The sequence below is a fragment of the Streptomyces sp. QH1-20 genome, from assembly GCF_041283565.1.
GTDB classification, from domain to species: Bacteria; Actinomycetota; Actinomycetes; order Streptomycetales; family Streptomycetaceae; genus Streptomyces; species Streptomyces syringius.
In genome coordinates this window covers 5,112,699-5,135,163 of the sequence record NZ_CP166299.1, presented here as the reverse complement: position 1 = coordinate 5,135,163, position 22,465 = coordinate 5,112,699, and the positions used below count along the sequence as shown (strand labels likewise).

The window sequence follows — 22,465 nt, the reverse complement described above, 5'->3', positions numbered from 1 at the left end:
CGGTTGTCCCTGGGTTACTTCTGCTTCACCTGAACGTCGGTGAGGATGGGGTCACCGTCCTGGCCGTACGGCATCTTGCCGTAGACCTTCGTGGACTGACCGGCGTTGGTCGCGTAGTACCAGAGCGGGATGACCGGGAGCTTCTTGGCCAGGGTCTTCTCAGCCTCCTGGTAGAGCTTCACGGTCTCGTCGAGGGTGTTCGCCTGGTCGGCCTTGGCGGCCAGCTCGTCGAACTCCTTGTTCTCGTAGGCGCCCTGGTTGCCGTCGGCCTTGGAGCCGTAGAGGTCACGCAGGAAGTTGGCGTTGACCGGGTAGTCCAGCACCCAGCCGGACCGGTACATCGACTTGACCTGCTTCTTCTCACGCTGGTCGAGGTCGGCCTTGAAGTTCGGCTTGGAGTCGCCGACGCACTCGATACCGGTGGACTTGCGGATGCTGTTGCACACCGCGTCGACCCAGGTCTTGTGCGGCTGGTCGGCGTTGTACTGGATGGAGATCTTGTTGCCGGGGACGCCGCCGCCGTCCTTGATGTACTGCTTGGCCTTCTCGGGGTTGAACGTGCAGGCCTCGCCACAGGAGTTGGCCTGGTAGCCGATGACGCCCTTGGCGACGAAGCTGGTCGCCGGGACGCGGGAGCCGTGCAGCGTGGTCTTGGTGATGGTGTCGCGGTCGATCGCCATCGACAGGCCGGTGAGGACCTTCGGGTTGATGCTCTTCCACTGGTCGGTGTAGAAGGCGAACGCGATGTCCTGGATCGCCGAGTACTCGTTGGTGATCGCCCGGTCGCCGAGGTCCTGCTTGTAGTTCGTCAGCGAGGTGTCGGGGATCTGCTCGACCCAGTCGAGGTTGTTCGACCGCAGGTCGTTGTAGGCGGCGTCGGCGGTCGTGTAGTTCTTGAAGGTGATGCCGCCGTTCTTCGCCTTGTCCGGGCCCTGGTAGCCGTCGAAGCGCTTCACAACGATCTTGTCGTTGTGGTCCCAGGACTCGAACTTGTACGGGCCGTTGCCGACGGGCTTCTGGCCGTACTCCTTGGGGTTCTTGAAGAACGCGTCGGGCAGCGGGTACCAGACCGAGTAGCCGAGCTTGTAGTTGAAGTACGAGACCTTCGACTTCAGCGCGATGGTGAACTCGGTGTCGCTGACGACCTTGAGGCCCGACATCTTGTCGGACTTCGGGTCACCCTCGGCCGGGTGGACGTCGTCGTAGCCCTCGATGTCGGAGAACCACTGCGAGTTGATCTGGTTGTTCTTGGTGTTGGCCGACCAGTTCCAGGAGTCCACATAGGACTTGGCGGTCACGGGCTCACCGTTGTGGAACTTCCAGCCCGGCTTGAGCTTGACGGTCCAGTGCTTGGCGTCCGAGGAGGTGACGGACTCGGCGTTGATGTTCTTGATCTTGCCGGTGCCGGGTTCGTAGGTCACCAGGCCGGAGAAGAGGCTCTTCAGGACGCGGTGGCCCTGGCTCTCCTTGGCGTTGGCGGGCTGCAGCGGGTTCTGCGGCTCACTGGTCTGAATGACCAGCGTGCCGTTCGGGTCGACCTTGCCATCGGTCAGACCGCTTCCGCTGTCGCTCTTGTCGCCGCCGCAGGCGGTCGCAGCCATGGCCACGACTATCGCGCCCGTGACCCACTTGGCGCTCTTGGCACCGCGCATGGGAATGCCTCCTCAGGAGTCCACTTATCACTACAAGAGAGGCACCGGCCCCACGCTGACACCCCTGACAGCGGAGACGGAACCGGCACCCCGAGTGTGCTCGTGAGTCGGCGCTCCCCACAGCGCGTGACCCGTTGACCCGAGCTCAGTGAACCCAACTATTAAGTAGGTCCGCCTTGTAAACCACACTTAAAGGGTCTCGCTTTGGTCACATCGATCACCTCCGGAGGCTTTAAATCCGGACAAAGTGATCACAGACAGACACACGCGAAACGGACTGTTAACACGAGTTACGGATTTTCCCGTCCGCTCACCGGACGTACGGAGGGGTAAACCTGACGGATAATCCGTTGCCATCCGGCCCCCGGGCATGCCATCCGTTGCCAACCGGACCCCGAGCATGCCAGAGGCCCGGGACCACCGCTACGAACAGCGGGGTCCCGGGCCTCGGGTCAGATCAGCTCACCCGGCCGGACCGGGCGTGGCTCACGAAGCGTCAGCGCTTGGCGCGCGAAGCCGTGCGGCCGCGCTCCTTCTGGTCCAGGACGACCTTGCGGATGCGGACCGCCTCCGGGGTCACCTCGACGCACTCGTCGTCGCGGCAGAACTCCAGGGACTGCTCCAGCGACAGCTTGCGCGGCGGGACGATCGCCTCGAAGGAGTCGGCGGAGGAGGAGCGCATGTTGGTGAGCTTCTTCTCCTTGGTGATGTTGACGTCCATGTCGTCGGCGCGCGAGTTCTCGCCGACGATCATGCCCTCGTACACCTCGGTGCCCGGGTCGGTGAAGAGCACACCGCGCTCCTGGAGGTTCGTCATCGCGAAGGCGGTGACGGCGCCGGCGCGGTCGGCGACCAGGGAGCCGTTGTTACGGGTCTTCAGCTCGCCGAACCACGGCTCGTGGCCCTCGTGGATGGAGTGGGCGATACCGGTACCGCGGGTGTTCGTCAGGAACTCCGTACGGAAGCCGATGAGGCCACGGGACGGGACGACGAACTCCATGCGGACCCAGCCGGAGCCGTGGTTGGACATGTTGTCCATGCGGCCCTTGCGGGTGCCCATGAGCTGCGTGACCGCGCCCATGTGCTCCTCGGGCACGTCGACCGTGAGGCGCTCGACCGGCTCGTAGGTCTTGCCGTCGACCTGCTTGGTGACGACCTGCGGCTTGCCGATGGTCATCTCGAAGCCCTCGCGGCGCATCTGCTCGACCAGGATGGCCAGCGCCAGCTCACCGCGGCCCTGCACCTCCCAGGCGTCGGGGCGCTCGGTGTCCAGGACGCGCAGCGAGACGTTACCGATCAGCTCGCGGTCCAGACGGTCCTTGACCTGGCGGGCGGTGACCTTGCGGTCCTTGACCGCGGACTTGGCGTCCGCGCCCTTGCCCGTGCCACCGCGGCCGACCAGCGGCGAGGTGTTGGTGCCGATCGTCATGGAGATCGCGGGCTCGTCGACCGTGATCAGCGGCAGCGCGATCGGGTTCTCCGGGTCGGCCAGGGTCTCGCCGATCATGATGTCGGGGATACCGGCGACGGCGCAGATGTCACCCGGGCCGGCCACCTCGGCGGGCTTGCGGGTGAGGGCCTCGGTCATCATCAGCTCGGTGATGCGGACGTTGGAGACCGTGCCGTCACGCTTGATCCACGCGACGGTCTGGCCCTTGCGCAGCTCGCCCTGCTCGACGCGGAGCAGCGCGATACGGCCGAGGAAGTTGTCGGCGTCGAGGTTGGTGACGTGCGCCTGGAGCGGCGCCTCCTCCTCGTACGTCGGGGCCGGGACGTGCTCCAGGATGGTGGAGAAGAACGGCTCCAGGTTCTCGCTGTCGGCGGGGACGGTGCCGTCCTCCGGCTTGGTCAGCGAGGCGATGCCGTCACGGCCACAGGCGTAGACGATCGGGAACTCGATCTGGTCCTCGTCGGCGTCCAGGTCGAGGAAGAGGTCGTACGTCTCGTTGACGACCTCGTCGATGCGGGAGTCCGGGCGGTCCGTCTTGTTGATGCACAGGATGACGGGCAGCCGCTTGGCCAGCGCCTTGCGCAGCACGAAGCGGGTCTGCGGCAGCGGGCCCTCGGAGGCGTCGACCAGCAGCACGACCGCGTCCACCATCGACAGACCACGCTCGACCTCGCCACCGAAGTCGGCGTGACCGGGGGTGTCGATGATGTTGATCGTGATCGGGTCGCCACCGTCCTTCGGGTGGTACTTGACCGCCGTGTTCTTGGCCAGGATCGTGATGCCCTTCTCACGCTCCAGGTCGTTGCTGTCCATCATGCGGTCGTCGAGGGACTCGGCGGCGTGCGCGGCGAAGGCGCCGGCCTGCTTGAGCATGGCGTCGACGATGGTCGTCTTGCCGTGGTCGACGTGGGCGACGATGGCGACGTTACGAATGTCGTGGCGGGTGGGCATACTTGCGGCGCTTCTCCCGGGTTGAGGATGGCGTCGCGTACGGTCCGGTACGCGAGCCCGCCGGGCAGAACACGCCACGGCCACTCTCCATGGTACGGGGCCGAGCCGAGTACAGCCTCCCCAGCCCGCTCGCAGTACCTCTGACCTGGGGTTACTCGGGGAAAGAAGCTATCTACCCAGCCGCTTGTCCCCGGAAACCGAGGTCCTGGTACCGGGGAGTGGCGAGGCCGAAGGCGCCGGCGTTGACCACCGTCTTGCGGACCCCCGTCAGCTCGGGGCGCTGGAAGAGGGGGATCGACCCGGCCGCGGCCCAGATCCGGGCGTCGGCGCGGGCGATCAGATCACGGGAGGCGTCGGCGTCCAGCTCGGTGGAGGCCTGGTCGAAGAGCTGGTCGATCTGGTCCGTACCGACCCGGGTGTAGTTCTGCTCCACCAGCAGCGAGCCGTCGGCGGCGGGCTGCGGCTTGGCGAAGACCGGGCGGGCGTCGGTGGCCGGGAAGGCGGTGGCGGGCCAGGAGTAGAGGGCCATGTCGTAGTCGCCGGCCGCGATGTGGTCCTTGAAGTAGCTGCCGCCGTCGACCTTGGAGATCTTCGTGTCGACGCCGACCGCGGCCAGCTGCCGGGCGATGCCGTCGGCGACCTGGTGCAGGGGCTCGGTCCCGGCGCCGTCCGGCACCATGAAGCGCAGGGTGAGCTTCTTGCCGTCCTTGATCCGGGCCGGGGCGGGGGCCGCCTTGCCGCCGTCCCGGTTGCTCTTCGGGTCCTCCTTCTTACCGGCCGTGTCCTTCCCGGCCGCGTCGGCCGGGTTGCCGGGAACCTTCGTGCCGCGTGCCGCCCCCTTCTCCCGCCAGCCCGCGTCGGCCAGCAGCGACCGGGCCGCCCCGGGGTCCTTGCCGCCGATGGCGTCGCTGTTGTCCTCGTAGCCGTCCTGGCCGGCCAGCAGCACATGGCTGCCGAGCGGCTCGGCGGGCAGCCCCAGGGGGCCCAGCACGGACTCGGCCAGCTTCCTGCGGTCGATGGCCCGGGCCACGGCCTTGCGCACCCGCTCGTCGGCGAGCGGGCCGGTGGAGCCGTTGAGCGCGAGCTGGGTGTAGGCGGGCTCCAGGGACTTGCGGACGGTCACCTTGCGCAGCCCGGCGGTCGCGGCGTCCCGGGGCGGGTCGTCCAGGGCGGGCTTGCCCTTGGACGCCGCCGTGTCCTTCTTCGGCGGATTGTTGGCCAGGGCGATCCGGGTGGCGTCCGCCGGGGTGATGTCGGCCAGGTCGAGCAGGCCCTTGGCGAGCGCGTCGGCCCGCTCCCCGCGCGGCACGGCCCGCAGGACGAGCTTGTCCAGCCGCGCCCGGTCGCCCCACCACTTCGGGTTCCGTTCGAGGACGAGCGTGCCCTGCTTGTTGTCCCGCGCGCCCACCTTGAAGGGGCCCGCGACGATCTTCAGATCATTGCGGGCGCCGTCGTTGAAGGCATTGCCGTTGCCCATGACGCTCTTGGGGTACAGAGGGGTGAAGAGCGCGGGCCAGTCGGCGTAGGGCTTCGCGAAGGTGACCTTGACCTCGTGGGCGTCCGCACCGCGCTCGACGCGGTCGATCCGGTCGTAGCCCGCGTTCCGGGCCGTCCAGTACGCGCTGTCCTTGCCGCGCAGGGCCTTCCACTGCGCCTCGAAGTCCTCGACCCCGATCGCCCGCCCGTCGCTCCACACCGCCCTGGGGTTGAGCTTGTAGACGACGACCTGCCGGGGCTCGCGCTGGACGACCTCCGCCGATCTCAGGAAGTCCCCGTCGCGCTGCGGGCGCCCCCGCTCGTCCATGGTGAACAGGGCGGGCAGTACGGCCCCCGCGACCCGCTGGGTGGCGTCGTCCGCGTCGGCCTGGAAGGCGTTCAGGGTGCCGGGCAGGGCGTCCACGGCCCAGTTCAGCGTGCCACCCCCGGCGGTCTGGGCGGGCGGGAGCGCGGCGATGTCCCGCGGCGCTCCCGCCCGGTCGTCGTCCCTGTCCCCCACTCCGCAGCCGCCGAGCACGGGCAGCGGGAGCAGCATGCCCGCGAGCAGAACGACGGAGCGGCGGGGACGGGACCGGGGGCGGGTCGAGAGGGGGGCCATGGTGATACCTCCGCCGGACTGGGCCGGGATCGTTCATTCGGCGTAATGCGCCGCTGATCGCATCTACTGCCCACCACTGAAGGCGACGGTCCGCGGGAAGCCGGGCCGACACGGCGCCGACGGCGAACACGCCACTCGCCTGGTCGAACGGCTCGGCGAAGGGCGGTCGCACGGCGAATGGTCCCGCGAAGGGCCGATCGGGGCGGCTATCTTCCCCTGGAGGGCTGTGACGCGCGACACTCTCAGTCGCATCAGCGTCTCCACCCGCAACAGCCGACCGCCGACCGCGGAAGTGAGGGCAAATCATGTCCTTGAATGACGACTTGACGGCCGTTCAGCGCTCTTTGGATGATCTCGACCGCTCGCTCGGGCTGCTGGAGAAGGACCTGGACGCCAGCGGCCTGGACATGCGACGGGTACGCACCGACGCGAACCATCTGCGCGAGAGCTTCGCGCTGCTGCGCGGCTCCCGGCCGGCCGAGCGGCCGCCCGTGGAGAAGGTGACGATCCCCGACACCCCGTACGACGCCTCGCTGTGGGCCAACGCCGAGGACGACGAGGGCCTCGGGGCCCGCGACCGGCGCGCGCCCTGACGGCCGCGGTCCATCCCGGCACGGAAGGCACCGACCACCCCTCGCTCCTCCCCGGAGTCCCCCTTGGCCACTGGTACCGAGCCCGAAACCGACGCGGCCCCCGCCGTCACCGACGGTGACCGCGCGCGCGGCGGCGTCCACCATCCCTCGCGCGCCGCGATCCCGGCCCGCCATCTGCGCCGTGACCGCTGGTGGCTGCAGCCCGCCGGCACGGCCGCCGGGCTGTTCGCCTTCATCGTCTACTCCACCTGGCGCGCCTTCGCCGACACCGACTACTACGCGGCGCCCTACGTCTCGCCGTTCTACTCGCCCTGTCTGGCGGAGAACTGCGTGCCGATGCGCGGCGGCCCCAACTGGGAGATCTTCGGTGCGTGGTGGGGCCTGTCCCCCGCCCTGCTGATCCTGATCTTCCCCCTCGGCTTCCGGCTGACCTGCTACTACTACCGCAAGGCGTACTACCGGGGCTTCTGGGCCTCGCCGCCCGCCTGCGCCGTCGCCGAGCCGCACCGGACGTACAGCGGTGAGACCCGTCTGCCGCTGATCCTCCAGAACGTCCACCGCTACTTCTTCTACTTCGCGGTGCTGGTCGCCGGGATCCTCACCTACGACACCGTGCTCGGCTTCCGTGACGAGCACTACGCGTGGGGCCACATGGGCCTGGGCACCCTGATCCTGCTCGTCAACGTCGCGCTGATCTGGGCGTACACCCTCTCCTGCCACTCCTGCCGGCACATCGTCGGCGGCCGGCTCAAGCACTTCTCCAAGCACCCCGTCCGCTACCGCATGTGGGGCTGGGTCTCGAAGCTCAACGCACGGCACGCGCTGCTCGCCTGGGCCTCCCTGATCAGCGTGGCGGTGGCCGACTTCTACGTCTATCTGCTCGCCACGGGCGCCTTCGACGATCCGCGCTTCTTCTAGGAGAGGGACACATCTGATGACGCAAGTCGACCGGCAGTCCTGGGACGTCGTCGTGGTCGGCGCGGGCGGCGCCGGCCTGCGCGCGGCGATCGAGGCACGCGAGCAGGGCGCGCGGACGGCCGTCATCTGCAAATCGCTCTTCGGCAAGGCCCATACGGTGATGGCCGAGGGCGGCATCGCCGCCAGCATGGGCAACGTCAACGCGGGCGACAACTGGCAGGTCCACTTCCGCGACACGATGCGCGGCGGGAAGTTCCTCAACCAGTGGCGGATGGCGGAGCTGCACGCGCAGGAGGCCCCCGACCGGGTCTGGGAGCTCGAGACCTGGGGCGCGCTCTTCGACCGCACGCCCGACGGGCGGATCTCCCAGCGCAACTTCGGCGGCCATGAGTTCCCCCGGCTCGCGCACGTCGGCGACCGCACGGGCCTGGAGCTGATCCGCACCCTCCAGCAGAAGATCGTCTCGCTCCAGCAGGAGGACGAGCGGGAGTTCGGCGATCACGAGGCACGGCTGAAGGTCTTCCAGGAGTGCACGGTCACCCGGGTGCTGAAGGAGGAGGGCGGCGAGCGGGTCTCGGGCGTCTTCGGCTACGAGCGGGAGTCCGGGCGCTTCTTCGTCATGGAGGCGCCCTCGGTGGTCCTGGCCACGGGCGGTATCGGCAAGTCCTTCAAGGTGACGTCCAATTCCTGGGAGTACACCGGCGACGGGCACGCGCTGGCGCTGCTCGCCGGGGCGTCGCTGGTCAACATGGAGTTCGTGCAGTTCCATCCCACCGGGATGGTCTGGCCGCCGTCGGTGAAGGGCATCCTGGTCACCGAATCGGTCCGCGGCGACGGCGGTGTGCTGCGCAACAGCGACGGCAAGCGCTTCATGTTCGACTACGTGCCGGACGTCTTCAAGGAGAAGTACGCCCAGTCCGAGGAGGAGGGCGACCGCTGGTACGAGGACCAGGCGAACAACCGCCGGCCCCCCGAGCTGCTGCCCCGTGACGAGGTGGCCCGCGCGATCAACTCCGAGGTCAAGGCCGGGCGGGGGTCACCGCACGGCGGGGTGTTCCTGGACGTGTCGACCCGGCTGCCCGCCGAGGTCATCAAGCGCAAGCTGCCTTCCATGCACCACCAGTTCAAGGAGCTGGCGGACGTGGACATCACGGCCGAGCCCATGGAGGTCGGCCCCACCTGCCACTACGTGATGGGCGGCGTAGACGTCGATCCGGACACCACGGCCGCCGTCGGCGTCCCGGGGCTGTTCGCGGCGGGCGAGGTCGCGGGCGGCATGCACGGCTCCAACCGGCTCGGCGGTAATTCCCTCTCCGATCTGCTGGTCTTCGGCCGCCGCGCGGGACTGCACGCGGCGCAGTACGCCACCGGGTACGCGAGCGCGGACCGCCCCGCACCCGGCGGGTCCGACATCGACCTCGCCGAGGCGGAGGCGCTGCGCCCCTTCAGCGCGGAGGGCTCCCCGCCGGGCACCGAGCCGGGCCGCCCGCCGGAGAATCCGTACACCCTGCACCAGGAACTCCAGCAGACGATGAACGACCTCGTCGGCATCATCCGGCGGGAGGCCGAGATGCGGCAGGCGCTGGAGAAGCTGGCGCAGCTGCGGGACCGGGCCGGGCGCGCCGGGGTCGAGGGGCACCGGCAGTTCAACCCCGGCTGGCACCTGGCCATCGATCTGCGGAACATGCTGCTGGTCAGCGAGTGCGTGGCGCGGGCGGCCCTGGAGCGCCGGGAGAGCCGCGGCGGGCACACCCGCGACGACTACCCGGACATGGAGCGGCGCTGGCGCCGGGTCAATCTCGTGTGCCGGCTCTCCGGCGGCCCGGGCGACCCGGCCGGTGACCCGGCGCTCGGCCGGATCCGGCTGGAGCACCGGGAGACCCGGCCGATCCGCCCGGATCTGCTCGGGCTGTTCGAGAAGGACGAGTTGGCGAAGTACCTGACGGACGAGGAGCTGACCTGAGTGAGCTCGTACAAGGCCCACTTCAAGGTGTGGCGGGGCGACGCGGAGGGCGGCGGACCGGCCGACTTCACGGTGGAGGTCAATGACGGCGAGGTCGTCCTGGACATCATCCACCGCATCCAGGCCACCCAGGCCCCGGACCTGGCCGTGCGCTGGAACTGCAAGGCGGGCAAGTGCGGTTCCTGCAGCGCCGAGATCAACGGCAGGCCGCGGCTGCTGTGCATGACGCGGATGTCGGTCTTCGACCGGACGGAGACGATCACGGTCACCCCGCTGCGGGCGTTCCCCGTGGTCCGGGACCTGGTCACGGACGTGTCCTTCAACTACGCCAAGGCGCGGGAGATCCCGTCGTTCGTGCCGCCGGCGAAGCTGGCGCCGGGCGAGTACCGGATGCGGCAGGAGGACGTGAACCGCTCACAGGAGTTCCGCAAGTGCATCGAGTGCTTCCTGTGCCAGGACACGTGTCATGTGGTGCGTGACCACGAGGAGAACAAGACCGCCTTCGCCGGGCCGCGCTTCCTGATGCGCGTCGCCGAGCTGGACATGCACCCCCTGGACGCGGCGACGGAGGTCGGCCTCGACCGCAAGCGGACGGCGCAGGACGAGCACGGGCTCGGCTACTGCAACATCACCAAGTGCTGCACGGAGGTCTGCCCCGAGCACATCAAGATCACCGACAATGCGCTGATCCCGCTGAAGGAGCGGGCGGTGGACCGCAAGTACGACCCACTGGTCTGGCTCGGGAACAAGATCCGCCGGCGCGAGGCCTGAGGGAGCCGGGTGAGCGGGGCGGGTGCCGCCCCGCTCACCCGGCCCCGCCACGGTCCGTGGACGGCCCGGACCTCCCGGTAGCGGGCCGAACGATACGGCCATACGCTCCGAAATGTGACGCAGCTTTCGAGGCGGGACGGGCCGAGGGCGGCAGGCTGGGCCGTCGTCGGTGCCCTCCTCGCGCTGTGCGTCCTGCTGCTCCCGCCGATGGCGTCCGCACGCGCCGACACCCCTCTCGACCTGGACTCCCCGGGGCGGATCACCGACACCGTCGGCGCCCTCGGCCAGCGCCGCCACCAGGTCGAAGCCGCTCTGAGCCGGCTGCACGCCGAGCACCGGATGCGGCTGTACGTGACCTACGTGCGCGACTTCTCCGGCCGCGACGGCCACGACTGGGCGGACGCCACCGCCGACCGCAACGGCCTCGGCCCGCGCGATGTGCTGCTCGCCGTCGGCACCCATGTGCGCCGCTACGCCGTCTCGGCCGCCACGGACTCCGGCTTCCGCCAGGACCAGCTCTCCGAGGTCGCCGACACCGCCATCGCCCCCGCCGTCAAGGGCCACGACTGGGCGGGCGCAGCCATCGGCGCCGCGGACGGCTACCGGGCCGTGCTGCGCGGGGAGCGGGTACGGGCGCCCGTCATCGTCCCCGGCGACAGCGACCCCGGCGGCGGCCTCGTCCCCGGCAACCACCGGGTGTGGCTGCCGACGGTCCTGGCCGCCGGGGCCTGCCTGGCCGGGTTGTACGTCTGCTCCCGGCGCGCGGCCCGCCGCCGCGCCGACCGGCGGCCGCAGGTCCTCGCCACGAGCACCCCGCCCGGCCTCGCCCGAATGGCCCAACCGCTGACCCCGCTGCCGGAGCTGGAGGCGGAGGCCGCGCGGAACCTCGTCGGGACGGACGACGCGGTCCGTACCAGCGCCGAGGAACTCCTCTTCGCCAGAGCCCAGTTGGGAGTCGCGGTGACCCGCCCGTTCGCCGAGGCCGTGGCCTACGCGCGGAGCGAGCTGGCCGACGCCTTCCGGCTGCGGCAGTGGCTGGACGACAACCCGTACGAGGAGGAGGAGATCCGCCGCCACGCGCTGGACGAGATCTGCTCCCGCTGCACCAGCGCCAACCGGCGCCTCGACGCCGAGTCCGAGTCCTTCGACCGGCTGCGCGACATCAAGGTCAACGGCGCCGGGATACTCGCCCGGGCCGAGGCCGCCGCCAAGGCCCTCACGCCCCGCCTCGACGCCGCCGAGGCCGCACTCGCCGCCCTCACCCAGCGCTGCGCCGACAGCGCGATCGACACCGTCGCCCGCCATCCCGCCGAGGCCCGAGACCGTCTCGCCTTCGCCACCGCCGCCCTCACCGAGGCCCGCGACGCCCTGGCCGCCCGTGACGGCGACCGGGCGGCGATCTCCCTGCGGGCCGCCGAGGCCGCCCTGTCCCAGGCCCGCACCCTCGCCACCGCCGTGCTGCGGCGTGCCAACGAACTCACCGGGGCGACCGCACGGCTGCGCGCCGCCCTGGCCGACGCCAAGGCCGCCCCGGTCCCGGGAACGGCGGACCTCGACCGGCAGACCGCACGGGCCGCCGAGGTGCCGACCGAGGCGGAACGGGAGATGGCGACCGGGCGCTACGACCCCGGGACCCTGCTGCGCCGGGTCGAGGAGGCGGCGGCACTGCTCGACGCGGTCTCCGGGATGCCGCCGGGCCTGAGGGAGCAGCGCCGACGGGCACGACTCGCGCGGGCGATGCCGGCCACGCGGGGCGAGGTGGCGGCGGCACGGGACTTCATCAGCACCCACCGGGGCGCGATCGGCAGCCGCGCCCGCACCCGGCTGGCCGAGGCCGAGCGCCATCTGGGCCTGGCCGAGTCCCTGGCCGCCACGGACGGAGCCGCCGCCCTGCACGAGACGGGGGAGGCGGACTCCCTGGCCCGCCAGGCCCGGGCCCTCGCCGAACACGACGTCGGCAGCTACGGCACCCCCTACGATCCGCAGACCCCCCGCCCCACCCGCGCCCTGGGCGGGGCCCTCCTCGGCGGCATCATCCTCGCGGGCCTCCTCCCCGCCTCCTTCGGCGGCGGGGCGACCCGGGGGCGGCTGGCGGGCTGAGGCGGCGCGGGAGGCGGTTGTTTTCAAGTACAGGTGTTTCGGTACAGGTGTTTTCAGTACAGGCTCAGCAGTGCCTCCACCGCGTCCGGCGGCGGGGATTCGCCGTCCGGGAGGGCGAGTTCGAACCAGACCGTCTTGCCGATCGGGGTGCGACGGCTGCCCCAGGCCGCGCTGAGGAGGCCGACGAGCTGGAGGCCCCGGCCGCCCTCGTCCGTGTCACGGGCCCGGCGGCGGCGCGGCTGGACGAGACCGCCGTCCCACACCTCGCACACCAGGGTGCGGTCCAGCAGCAGCCGGAGCCGGATCTCCCCCTCCCCGTACCGCAGGGCGTTCGTGACCAGCTCGCTGACCAGCAGCTCGGTGGTGTCCACCAGATCTTCGAGGTCCCACGCCTGCAGCATGTCGCGGGCCATCTCGCGGGCCCGCGACACCGAGCGGGCCTCGGGCGGGAGCGTCCAGTCGCCCACATGGGTCTCGGGCAGCCCCCGCAGCCGCGCCATGAGGAGCGCGATGTCGTCCTCGCCGTGGTGGGTGTCCAGTGCGCTCAGCACGTGGTCGCACACCTCCTCCAGCGGGCGGGTCGGGTCGGTGAGGGCGTCGCGGAAGGCCTGGAGGCCCTCGTCGAGGGGGTGGTCACGGGACTCGACCAGGCCGTCGGTGTAGAGGGCCAGCAGCGCGCCGTCCGGCAGCTCGATCTCGGTCTCCTCGAACGGCTCGCCCCCGACACCGAGCGGCATGCCCGGCAGGACGTCCAGCAGCCGGGCCGGCCGGCCCTCCTCGACCAGCACCGGCGGCAGATGCCCGGCGTTGGCGACCGTGGCCCGCCTCGTCACGGGGTCGTACACGGCGTAGACGCACGTCGCCAGATACACCTCGGAGAGATCCGCGGCGCGCACGCTGCCCCGCACCCCGCGCGAGGCGGACTGCTTGCCGCCGGGCGTGCCCAGACCGTGGGCGATCTCGTCCAGCGCGGAGAGCACCTCGGCGGGCTCCAGGTCGAGCATGGCGAGGGTCCGTACGGCCGTCCGCAGCTCGCCCATGGCGACGGCGGCCCGCAGACCGCGCCCCATGACGTCGCCGACGACGAGGGCCGTGCGGTGCCCGGGCAACTCGATGACGTCGAACCAGTCGCCGCCGACCTCGGTGGCCGTATTGCCGGGGAGATAGCGGGCGGCGATCTCCAGCCCGGCCGCCTCAGGGGCCCCGGGCGGCAGCAGGCTGCGCTGAAGGATCAGCGCCCGCTCGTGCTCGCGCCGGTACAGCCACGCGTTGTCGATACAGACCGCCGCGCGCGCCGCCAGCTCCACGGCCAGCGCGGTGTCCCGCTCGCCGAACGGCTCGCTGCCCTTCGTCCGGGCGAACTGCACCAGCCCCACGACCGTGTCCCGGGCGACCATCGGCACGACCAGGGTCGACTGCACGACCGCCCCCAGCTCCGGCCCCTCCTCGCTCTCCCGGCGCGGAACGGTCTGGACGTGCGCGGTCCGCAGCGCCCCGGCACACGGCGAGTGGAAGGGGTAGCGGTGCACCTCGCCGACCTGGATGGGCTTGTCCGTCCCGTCGACCGGTGCCCCGGACACCGCGCTGGCGTACGCGACGCGCCGCAACTCGCCGCTGCCGTCGGCGAGGCCGGGCGGCGCCTCGTCACCGACGAGCAGGCCCTGGTAGAGGTCGACGGAGGCCAGATCGCAGAACTGCGGGACGGCGACGTCGAGGAGCTCACGCGCCGTGGTCTCCAGGTCCAGGGAGTTGCCGATCCGCGCGCCGGCCTCGTTGAGCAGCGCCAGATTCCGCCGGACGCCCGCGGCCTCGCGCTCCGCGCGGCGGCGGCCGGTGACGTCCGTGGCCAGCGCGGCCACCCCGATCGGCCGTCCGCTGCCGCTGTGCAGCCGGTACAGCGACACCGACCAGCGGCGTCGCTCACTGCGCCCGGGCACGGGCCCGACGAGCTGAATGTCCGACACCGGCTTGCCGCTGTCGAGGACTTGGCGCAGCGCGGAGGTCAGCCGGTCGGCCTCGTTGCGGGGCAGGAAGTCGTGCGGGGTGCGGCCGCGGTGCCAGCCGGCCGGGCGGCCGAAGGTCTGGGCGAAGCTCTCGTTGACCCGAAGGAGCGTCAAATCCGTACCGAAGAAGAAGAAGCCGAGGGGAGATTGGCCGAAAACGGCCTCCGACGCGGCGATGTCGGTCTCTATCGCCCGTAGGGCCCGTACATCAACGGCCACACAGAGCGCGGCCCGCTCACCGTGCTCGTTCTCGGTGGGCATCACATAGATCTCGGCGAGGCCCTGCTCCTGGCCCTCGCGCCGGTAGGGCACGAGGCCCGTCCACTCGCGGCCGTCGAGGCCGCCCTCGCCCAGGAAGGGGGCGCCGGTCCCCCGCCGTTGACCCGGCACGGCGGGGGCGAACACTTCGAGCGGGTCCTTGCCGACGGCCTGCCGGGCCTCTATGCCGAAGAGCTCGGCCGCGCGCTCGCTCCATTGCTCGATCCGCCCGTCGGGCCCGAGGGAGAAGGACGCCACGCGAATGTAGTCGTAGAGGGATCCGGGCGGACTGTTCTGCCACATCGCTGCGGCGTCCGTTTCCCCCGGCGTTCCCGCTCCCGCCGTACCCGCTGGCTTTTCGCTCACGTGCCCGTCCCCTCCGGCTCATGTGCTCGCACCGGCATCAGAAGGCCGAGTATCCAGCACAGGGGCCCTTCGGAACACGGACTTCACGATCACAGCACGGTCTCAACCCGCTATGTCTCCTCCCCGGGTTCCTAACCGGGCAAGCCCAGCTCGAACCACACCGTTTTGCCGGTGTTCCCGCGACGGGTCCCCCAGCGGCGGGAGGCGAGGGCCACCAGTTGCAGTCCGCGGCCGCCCTCGTCGTCGGGTTCGGCGACGCGCTCGCGGGGCGGGTCGGGCAGCGGGTCGGAGACCTCGACGAGGAGCACCGGGCCGGCGTGCGAGTACATCCGTACGCCGATCGGGCCGCTCGCGTACCGCAGGGAATTGGTGACCAGCTCGCTGACCAGCAGGACCGTCACATCGGTGACGCCCGCCATCCCCCACTCCTCCAGGGTGTCGCGCACCAGGGTGCGGGCGGTCCGTACGGCGCCCGGCTCGGCGGGGAAGCTCCACTCGGCGAATCCGGGCGTGGATGCCAAGGTCCCTGCGCTGTCGCTCACGCCGACCACTTCCCAGACCGCTGCGACCCCACCGGTATGCCCGGATTAGGGGAGAATAATCAGCACATACCCGGATCTGGGGTCTGACTATCTTCCTCAGTGGTCCCGGACCGTCTCCTGTGGCACGGATGGCGTATCGGAATCGGTCACTCCAGCGGTGAGCAACCGAGCGGCGGCGGCCACCGCGGGGCGGTCCTGGTCCAACCAGTCGACCTCGTCCACCCGGTCCGGGGGGAGCCAGCGCAGCTCGTCGTGGTCCTGGAGCGGGCGGGCCTCGCCCGCCAGCAGCCGGGCCGTCCAGACGTGGAGCACATACGGCGGCTTCAGGGGCCACTCACCGTCGATGCGCGCGAGCGGCTCGACCTCGACGCCGAGCTCCTCGCGCAGCTCCCGTACGAGCGCCTCCGGGGCGCTCTCGCCGGGTTCGAGCTTGCCACCGGGCAGCTCCCACCGGCCTGCCAGCTCGGGCGGGGCGCTGCGCCGCGCGGCGAGCAGCCGCCCTTGGTCGAAGACCGCTCCGCCCACCACCACACGTACCGTCGTCATGGGCGGAGCCTATGTGCCACGGGAGCACCCGCGCGTTCCGGGAGACCGCGCGCGACGTGCCCTTGGACGAGCCCTTAAGAGACCGCCCGCCCCACGCGCTCGACTATGTAGAGCTGGGGGTGACCGTGGGTGTCCAGCCGGTCGGCCACCTTCTCGGCCTCGGTCTTCGTGGCGTAGCGGCCGACGCGATAGCGGTTGCCGTTCTCGTCCTGGCGGATCACCAGCCAGGGCAGGACCGGTCCAGTCTCATTCATCGTCCCGCCCTTCCGCTGTGGCGTCGCACACCGGCGTACGCCCGTCGGCGCCTTCCGAAGAAACCGCAGTCCGCATATGCCCGAGCGTACGCCCGACCTTTACGCAGCGGATACGGGTTTTCACGAAGAGGTACGCATTTGGCCACCCACGGGCGACCGTGGGTGGCCAAATCAGCGTTCGGCAACGGGAAGGCTACGCCTTCGCCGCCTCCTTCTCGGCCGCCTTGGCGAGTTCCGCCTCTTCGCGCTCCTCGGCCTCGGCCATGACCGTCATCTCCTTCTCGACCTCCACCAGGGTGGGGTTGCGCCAGGCGCTGCGCACGCCCCACGCGTAGAAGACGAGGGCGATCAGGCAGACCACGACGATGTCCCAGCCCTGGGCGAGGTAGCCCTTGCCACCGAACTCGGTGCCACCGGCCCACGACACGAAGGCCATGACCAGCAGGTAGGTGACCATCCAGGCACCGGCCTTCAGGTGCGGCTTGAGCTCGGCCCACGGCTTGCGGAGCTCGTACCAGGCCCAGATCGGCAGACCGATGGCCATGATGAAGATGACCTTGCCGGTCAGCGGCCAGCGCGCCCAGTACATGACCAGGGAGCCGAAGATCATCGCTATCGGCGCGATGACCGGCATGGCCTTCAGCTTGACCGGGCGCTTCATGCCGGGCGCGATGCGGCGCAGCGACATCACGGCGACGGGGCCGGTGATGTACGAGATGACCGTGGCCACACCGACGATCTCTGCTATCGAGCCCCAGCCGCGGAAGACGGCCAGGAAGATGAAGGAGATCACGAGGTTGAGCAGCAGCGCCGGCTTCGGCACACCGGTCTTGGGGTCGACCTTGCCGAAGACCTTGGGCAGGTGGCCGTTCTCCTGGACACCGTTGATCATGCGCGAGGTGGTGGCCGCGTAGATCATGCCGGTGCCGGACGGGGAGACGAAGGCGTCCGCGTAGAGCAGCAGCGCCAGCCAGTTCAGACCCCAGGCGATGGAGAGGTCCGCGAGCGGGGACTTGTAGCCCAGCGCGTTCCAGCCGCCGGCCGCAGTGAGGTCCTGGGCCGGGACGGCCATCAGGAACGCGACCTGGAGGGCGATGTAGATCACCAGGGCGATCAGGATGGAGCCGATGACGGCCTTCGGCAGCGACTTGCCCGGGTTACGGGCCTCGGCGGCCATGTTCAGCGGGGACTGGAAGCCGTTGAAGGCCCAGACGATGCCCGCGACGGCGACGGCGCTGAAGACGGCGCTCCAGCCGTTCGGCGCGAACCCGCCGTGGTCGGTGACGTTGCTCGTGTCGAAGTGGGCGAAGATCAGCGCGCCCGCCGTGAGCACCGGCACGACGACCTTGAACACGGTGATCGCGTTGTTCGTCTTGGCGAACAGGGTGATCGCGAACCAGTTCAGGAAGAAGTAGAAGACCACCAGGACGCTGGCGCACACCAGACCGGAGCCGGTGAGCTCCTTGCCGTCGAACAGACCCTGCGCCCAGTCGAAGTCCCACGAGCTCATGTACTGGATGGACGCGGTCGCCTCGCCGGGAATGACGGAGACGATGGCGATCCAGTTGGCCCAGGCGGCCATGTACCCGGCGAGCGAGCCGTGCGAGTACTGGCCGAAACGCACCATGCCGCCGGCCTTCGGGAACATCGAGCCGAGCTCGGTGTACGTCAGGGCTATGGTCAGCGCCACGATGGCGCCGATGACCCAGGCGAGGATCGCGGCCGGACCGGCCAGCGCGGCGGCTCGCTCGGCTCCGAAGAGCCAACCGGAGCCGATGATCGACCCGAGACCGACGGCCGTCAGGGCCGCCGTGCCCAAGCTCCGGCGGTAATTCGAGTGGGAACCCTGTTCGGTACTCAAGCCCCGGATCTCCTTTTCTTCCTACTCCCCCACGGCACGACACAAACCGCGCCATCGTACGAGCGAATTGGCACGGTCCGTTCCGCAAAAACGCTCTGACCTGGGCGTATGTGAGGTTTGCAACACAAAGATCCACCTCGCCGAATCAGGACAAGATGGGCCAAAGTGCGCATATTCTTCCATGGGCGCAAGCCGACGTAGGGCACATTTCCGGACGTCAACTCTCCGCCGCCGCCTCCGAATCGCTATCGAGACGGCGGCGTCACCTTCACGTCATCTTCACTTCACCGGCAGGTGGTAAGCGACCCGGTGCCGCTCGGCAAGCATGACGATGTCCGCCGTCTCGACCGGACAGCCCCCCGCGAGATACGTGCGCGAGACGACCAGCACGCAGTGACCGGGCACCCCGCCGAGCGCCAGCGCCTCCTCGGCCAGCCCGGGGCGCGCGCTGACCTCCTCGGTGACGTTGTCCACGATCAGATCGATGGCGGCCATCCGCTCGACCACTCCCTTGCCCGCCAGCGGCCCCTCCTCGGGCAGCATCACGGGCGTCCGCCCGGTGACGGCCAGCGGCTCCCAGGAGGTGGAGAGCATGGCCGGCTCCCCCGCGGCCCGGAAGAGATAGCCCGTGCGCATCACCCGGTCACCGACCGCGATCCGCAGCCGCCGCGCCACCTCGGCACCGGCCGCCACCTGCTCACTGCGCGACTCCCAGGTCCCCTTGACCCGGTCGTCGGCCTGCTCCTGCCGGAACGGCGTGGAATCCCCCACCGACCGGTACCCCGTCCGCACGAGCGCGCGCGGCACGGGCTGCTCCCGCACATACGTCCCCGACCCGGACCGGCCCTCGACCAGCCCCTCGGCCATCAGCACCTTGCGGGCCTCCAGGGCGACGGTGTCCGAGACCCCGTACTGCTCGCGGATGCGCGCTTGTGAGGGGAGTCGGGTATGCGGCGGCAACTCGCCTGCGACGATCTTCTGGCGAAGATCACCGGCGACGCGGAGATATGCGGGCTGGTCACCGAAGGCCACGTCCACTCCCATCAAGTTGACAGTCCGCAACAGCTTGGCAACCGATGGTTGTGATCCGCAACTCAAGGCCAAGGATTCACTAGATGTGGTGAATTGCAGCTCAGCGGCGCGTGATCGGGCGACGCACGCACATGCACGCAGCACTGCCCCGGGGCACATCCCCTCATACCCCGCGGAACGCCCGGATACGGAGCGTGACCCCGCGCGGGGCGGGGTCGGGGGTGCGGGAGCCGAGGAATGACGTCGCAGAGATCCACTGACCGGACGTCCGACAGCTCGCTACGGTGGAGCCATGACCGCCCTGCCCGACTGGATGATCCCGCCCCGTCCCGAGGGATGGTTCGCGGAGGATCTGGACCGCCTGCCGGAAGCGCCGCGCCACACCGAGCTGATCCACGGGGCCCTCGTCTTCAGGATGCCGCCGCAGCGGGCATGGCACGGCCGCCTCGTCACCGTGCTGGCGGTCGCCCTCATGGAGCAGGTACCGGAAGGACTCGCAGTCGGCCGGGAGGCGGCCATCCGGCTCGACGAACGCAACCGCCCCGAGCCCGACCTCCTGGTGGCCACCACCCCTTTCGACCCTGACCGCACCTGGTTCCCCCCGAAGGACGTCCAGCTCGTGGTCGAAGTGGTCTCCCCTGAGTCCGCGCACCGCGACCGCACGGTGAAGCTGCGCAAATACGCGCAGGCCGGGATCCCGCACTACTGGTGCATCGAGGACGAGGACGGCGCGCCTGTCGTCCATGTCTACGAGCTGGACGAGCCGACCGGCGCCTACGCCCCGGCGGGGATCTTCCGCCACGCCCTCCACCGTGAGCTGCCTTTCGAGATCAGCCTCGATCTCGACAAGCTCACGCCGCGCAAGGGCGTATGAATCGACGTGAGAAGGGGCCGCACTCCCAGGAGTACGACCCCTTCTCACGTATGCGTTCGCAATCAGACGTTGAAGCGGAATCTGTAGTGCAGAGCTCCCGCCTACGAAACGCGGGTTTGGCGGGGGTTATCCCAGCACCATCCCAGCACGGGCGTTCCATCCCAGCATCACGCAGCCCAGACGCCTCTCCTGCCGCTTACGCAGCTCAGATGCCAGCACTCCAGCGCTCGCCCACTTCGACGGCACGGACGTTGCATCCAAGAAGACAGGCCGCATGGTGTGCTGCAGAACTTCCCGGCAACGGTCCCACGCGCTGGGCAGCAGATGCCCGTAGATGTCGACCGTGGTCTTGACCGAGTGCCCAGCCAGCGCGATACCTCGTGGATCGGCACGCCGTTGGCCAGGGCAGTGGAGGCGAGGAAGTGCCGCAGGCTGCGAGGCGTGTACTAGGCCTTGCCGTCCAGATCGACCAGACCAGCTGACACGCATGCCGACCTCTACGGCCCGATTTCGAGGGCCGACCGGGAGGGCACTAGGCCGGAGCTGAACACGCTCACTGGCCGTTGCGGAGGCCGCGACGACCGGCTGTACGACTGGGCTACGGCTGTCAGCGCTCTCCGGTACTGAACTTCGCGAACTACCCATCGTCGCACTTTTGAACAACAGGGTGTGCCGTGAATGGACTTACCCGAGAATGACCACGTCAAACTGCTTCATCATCGGGAGATTTTCGTGACATCCATCGCCCTGGTCCACTGCACCACCCTCATGCTGCAGCGCCTCCCGGAATCCCCACCACGCTGGCTTCAGCGAGACGAGCGGAGCTTCGCCTACCCGTACAAAGAGTGGCGAAAGCCCCGAGGATGGTGTCTGACCTTCTTCACCGACCGGGACCCCGATTTCGGCAAGCGCACTGTCATCGGCGTCGGTGGCGCTTTCCCCGGGAGACGGTCAGGAACCTACGAACGCTCCTTGCTCTCCAGGGATTTCACCCCGCTCACTCGGCCGCTCCCACTCGCGGATCTTGAGATGCCGATGGGAGCAAGCCGGCGGTTCCTTCAGGACGACGGCCGCATGTCGGAAGTAGCCGGCCAACGACTGCTCGAATGCGTACGTCAGCTACGGCCCGAGCTGGCCTCGACACTTTCCGGTCTGGAGCAGTCCCTTGGGATGCACCCACCAGCGGGCGCCGTCGGCGAGAAACTGAACCTGGAGAAGGATGCCGTAGGCATGCTGCTCGAGGCCGCGGGCATGGAGCGTGACGTGGTCGAGTCCTGGCAGTCTCCCGTTGCGTCCGAAGTCCTGGAGACCCGCTCTGTTCCATTTCTCGCGGGGCTACCCGATCTCCGACAGATCGAGGACCAACAGATCGTGCACGACTACCACCGCTTCCCGGGGATGACTGGCATGGACGCGATCGAGGTGGGGTGGCGCATCTACCGTCGCAGCGGCGGACCGTCTGGTCATCGTCTTTTCGTGTACAACGCCAACCGCCACAACGTGGAGACCGTCACCGGGGTCGACATGATCTACGTGAACGAGTTCACGGGAAGTCTTACCACAGTCCAGTACAAGAGGATGCGCAAGGAGGCGGGTGGCCTCTGGACATACCGGTACGACGCGACCGCAGAGCGCGAGCTGGAGCGCATGGCGATGGTGGACAAGGAATGCGAACAACTCGACGACGGCTTGGATCCTCGGCTCGTCACCGCTCCGAGCATGGTCAAGCTGTGCCGGAACGTGCCCTTCGTCATGAGCTCCACTGCACTCATCCCCGGCATGTACCTCACCCGCCCTCATTTCAAGGCGCTGATCGACAGCCCGCTCGCTCGGGGTTCTCGTGGTGGCAGGCGCCTTCGGGAAGGAGATGTGCCCAGGTATCTGAACAACACCACGTTCGCCACGCTCCTCAAGGACGGATGGCTTGGTACGCGAGGTGCCAGCAGCGACTACGTCATCGACTTGATCCTCCGCGCTCTTTCACCTGACGGCCCGGGGTCCGTCGCGGTCGGTCTCCACGGGAGCTCCATAGCTCCTGGGAATCGACGCACCTCGTGGTGATTGCGCCTTGCACGGTGGGGGGAGGGCAGTACCTGGTTCCCGACCTTGCATGCCGTCATGGAGATGAAACCTCGGCGGCACGCCCTCCTCCGCGCCTACGGTGTGCGCCGGTTCGGGCCGCGGAACAGGAGCGTTGCTTCGCGGATCGACTCCAGGCAGAGCATCACCATCAGCT

At 69.5% G+C, this 22,465-nt stretch carries 16 protein-coding genes; 7 read left to right on the top strand and 9 right to left on the bottom strand.

The window, feature by feature from the left end; genetic code table 11:
- Positions 1-14: 14 nt before the first annotated feature.
- The 3 genes from AB8O64_RS23355 to AB8O64_RS23345 form a co-directional block, all read right to left on the bottom strand.
- Positions 15-1,652, bottom strand: a complete 1,638-nt coding sequence (locus tag AB8O64_RS23355; protein WP_370421151.1) for an ABC transporter substrate-binding protein — start codon at positions 1,650-1,652, stop codon at positions 15-17.
- Between the two features lie 496 nt (positions 1,653-2,148).
- On the bottom strand, positions 2,149-4,053 hold the full coding sequence (gene typA / locus AB8O64_RS23350) for a translational GTPase TypA (RefSeq protein ID WP_356450134.1): 1,905 nt from the start codon (positions 4,051-4,053) through the stop codon (positions 2,149-2,151).
- A gap of 172 nt (positions 4,054-4,225) precedes the next feature.
- Positions 4,226-6,148 carry an ABC transporter family substrate-binding protein gene (locus tag AB8O64_RS23345; RefSeq protein ID WP_370421148.1) on the bottom strand — a complete coding sequence of 641 codons (1,923 nt, stop codon included), beginning with the start codon at positions 6,146-6,148 and terminating at the stop codon, positions 4,226-4,228.
- 305 nt (positions 6,149-6,453) lie between these two features.
- Here AB8O64_RS23345 and AB8O64_RS23340 point away from each other — a divergent pair, with 305 nt between their 5' ends.
- The 5 genes from AB8O64_RS23340 to AB8O64_RS23320 all read left to right on the top strand — a co-directional run bounded on the left by AB8O64_RS23340 (position 6,454) and on the right by AB8O64_RS23320 (position 12,493).
- On the top strand, positions 6,454-6,741 hold the full coding sequence (locus AB8O64_RS23340; RefSeq protein ID WP_356450138.1) for a hypothetical protein: 288 nt from the start codon (positions 6,454-6,456) through the stop codon (positions 6,739-6,741).
- 63 nt (positions 6,742-6,804) lie between these two features.
- Positions 6,805-7,659 (top strand): hypothetical protein, encoded by an 855-nt coding sequence (locus tag AB8O64_RS23335; RefSeq protein WP_370421146.1) that lies wholly within the window; start codon positions 6,805-6,807, stop codon positions 7,657-7,659.
- 16 nt (positions 7,660-7,675) lie between these two features.
- Complete coding sequence (locus AB8O64_RS23330; protein ID WP_370421145.1) at positions 7,676-9,622, top strand: fumarate reductase/succinate dehydrogenase flavoprotein subunit; 1,947 nt, start codon at positions 7,676-7,678, stop codon at positions 9,620-9,622.
- The gene (locus tag AB8O64_RS23325; protein ID WP_370421143.1) at positions 9,623-10,393 is read left to right on the top strand and encodes a succinate dehydrogenase/fumarate reductase iron-sulfur subunit; all 771 of its coding nucleotides are present in this window, start codon (positions 9,623-9,625) and stop codon (positions 10,391-10,393) included.
- A gap of 114 nt (positions 10,394-10,507) precedes the next feature.
- Positions 10,508-12,493, top strand: a complete 1,986-nt coding sequence (locus tag AB8O64_RS23320; protein ID WP_370421141.1) for a TPM domain-containing protein — start codon at positions 10,508-10,510, stop codon at positions 12,491-12,493.
- A gap of 53 nt (positions 12,494-12,546) precedes the next feature.
- Here the strand turns inward: AB8O64_RS23320 and AB8O64_RS23315 are convergent, their stop codons facing one another.
- The 6 genes from AB8O64_RS23315 to AB8O64_RS23290 form a co-directional block, all read right to left on the bottom strand.
- Positions 12,547-15,057, bottom strand: a complete 2,511-nt coding sequence (locus AB8O64_RS23315) for a SpoIIE family protein phosphatase (RefSeq protein WP_370421140.1) — start codon at positions 15,055-15,057, stop codon at positions 12,547-12,549.
- Positions 15,058-15,251: 194 nt separating this feature from the next.
- Entirely contained in the window at positions 15,252-15,671 is a 420-nt protein-coding gene (locus AB8O64_RS23310) for an ATP-binding protein (protein ID WP_356450148.1), read from the bottom strand.
- 87 nt (positions 15,672-15,758) lie between these two features.
- A complete protein-coding gene (locus tag AB8O64_RS23305) occupies positions 15,759-16,208 on the bottom strand; it encodes a (deoxy)nucleoside triphosphate pyrophosphohydrolase (protein WP_370421138.1) in 450 nt (149 codons plus the stop codon).
- A gap of 74 nt (positions 16,209-16,282) precedes the next feature.
- Complete coding sequence (locus AB8O64_RS23300) at positions 16,283-16,462, bottom strand: SPOR domain-containing protein (protein ID WP_130879686.1); 180 nt, start codon at positions 16,460-16,462, stop codon at positions 16,283-16,285.
- 193 nt (positions 16,463-16,655) lie between these two features.
- Positions 16,656-18,323 carry an APC family permease gene (locus AB8O64_RS23295; RefSeq protein ID WP_370421136.1) on the bottom strand — a complete coding sequence of 556 codons (1,668 nt, stop codon included), beginning with the start codon at positions 18,321-18,323 and terminating at the stop codon, positions 16,656-16,658.
- 279 nt (positions 18,324-18,602) lie between these two features.
- The gene (locus AB8O64_RS23290) at positions 18,603-19,355 is read right to left on the bottom strand and encodes a GntR family transcriptional regulator (RefSeq protein WP_356450453.1); all 753 of its coding nucleotides are present in this window, start codon (positions 19,353-19,355) and stop codon (positions 18,603-18,605) included.
- A 292-nt stretch (positions 19,356-19,647) separates the two neighbouring features.
- On the opposite strand from AB8O64_RS23290, the gene AB8O64_RS23285 reads away from it, so the two are divergent.
- Together AB8O64_RS23285 and AB8O64_RS23280 are read left to right on the top strand one after the other, a co-directional pair.
- Complete coding sequence (locus tag AB8O64_RS23285; protein WP_370421134.1) at positions 19,648-20,229, top strand: Uma2 family endonuclease; 582 nt, start codon at positions 19,648-19,650, stop codon at positions 20,227-20,229.
- Between the two features lie 678 nt (positions 20,230-20,907).
- Entirely contained in the window at positions 20,908-22,290 is a 1,383-nt protein-coding gene (locus AB8O64_RS23280) for a hypothetical protein (protein ID WP_370421132.1), read from the top strand.
- The last annotated feature ends 175 nt before the right edge of the window (positions 22,291-22,465 follow it).

Excerpts from the sequence above, each read along its gene's own strand:
- AB8O64_RS23330 (WP_370421145.1), top strand. The coding sequence starts at position 7,676 with ATGACGCAAGTCGACCGGCAGTCCTGGGACGTCGTCGTGGTCGGCGCG.
- AB8O64_RS23280 (WP_370421132.1), top strand. The coding sequence starts at position 20,908 with ATGGACTTACCCGAGAATGACCACGTCAAACTGCTTCATCATCGGGAG.
- AB8O64_RS23300 (WP_130879686.1), bottom strand. The coding sequence starts at position 16,462 with ATGAATGAGACTGGACCGGTCCTGCCCTGGCTGGTGATCCGCCAGGAC.
- AB8O64_RS23315 (WP_370421140.1), bottom strand. The coding sequence starts at position 15,057 with ATGTGGCAGAACAGTCCGCCCGGATCCCTCTACGACTACATTCGCGTG.
- AB8O64_RS23285 (WP_370421134.1), top strand. The coding sequence starts at position 19,648 with ATGACCGCCCTGCCCGACTGGATGATCCCGCCCCGTCCCGAGGGATGG.
- typA (WP_356450134.1), bottom strand. The coding sequence starts at position 4,053 with ATGCCCACCCGCCACGACATTCGTAACGTCGCCATCGTCGCCCACGTC.
- AB8O64_RS23340 (WP_356450138.1), top strand. The coding sequence starts at position 6,454 with ATGTCCTTGAATGACGACTTGACGGCCGTTCAGCGCTCTTTGGATGAT.
- AB8O64_RS23345 (WP_370421148.1), bottom strand. The coding sequence starts at position 6,148 with ATGGCCCCCCTCTCGACCCGCCCCCGGTCCCGTCCCCGCCGCTCCGTC.
- AB8O64_RS23355 (WP_370421151.1), bottom strand. The coding sequence starts at position 1,652 with ATGCGCGGTGCCAAGAGCGCCAAGTGGGTCACGGGCGCGATAGTCGTG.
- AB8O64_RS23305 (WP_370421138.1), bottom strand. The coding sequence starts at position 16,208 with ATGACGACGGTACGTGTGGTGGTGGGCGGAGCGGTCTTCGACCAAGGG.